At 43.5% G+C, this 338-nt stretch carries 1 protein-coding gene; it reads left to right on the top strand.

Translation table 11 applies throughout. The annotated features are described in order from the left end of the window. Window positions 1-51 precede the first annotated feature (51 nt). The coding region (locus BN3772_RS30185; RefSeq protein WP_042204488.1) for an AMP-binding protein at window positions 52-338 on the top strand (287 nt) is incomplete at its 3' end.

Here is a 338-nt window from a genome sequence, read left to right as displayed (position 1 = left end):
ATTTCAGACATTGGAAGATTTAATGCATTTGTAAAACAAAGCGGAATAACGATGACAGTATTACCACCGCAGTTCTATCTGCTGACTGACCTGCAGGGCGTAAACGTAATAACGACGGCAGGATCAGCCTCAAGCCCGGAAGTTATAAAAAAATCCGGCGGCAGAGGCAGATATATCAATGCATTCGGACCAACAGAAAATACAGTCCAGGCCACACACTGGGAATATGACGGGAAAAGTAAAATACCGGAAAGTGTCCCGATTGGCAAACCGATTTCAAACTCACAGATCTATATACTGAATGGAATGAATTTGTGCGGAATAGGAATTCCGGGAGA

The sequence above is a fragment of the Paenibacillus camerounensis genome (genome assembly GCF_000723885.1).
GTDB lineage: Bacteria > Bacillota > Bacilli > Paenibacillales > Paenibacillaceae > Paenibacillus_AQ > Paenibacillus_AQ camerounensis.
The sequence above is the reverse complement of the archived record's forward strand: the minus strand, read 5'-3'. Positions and strand labels throughout refer to the sequence as shown.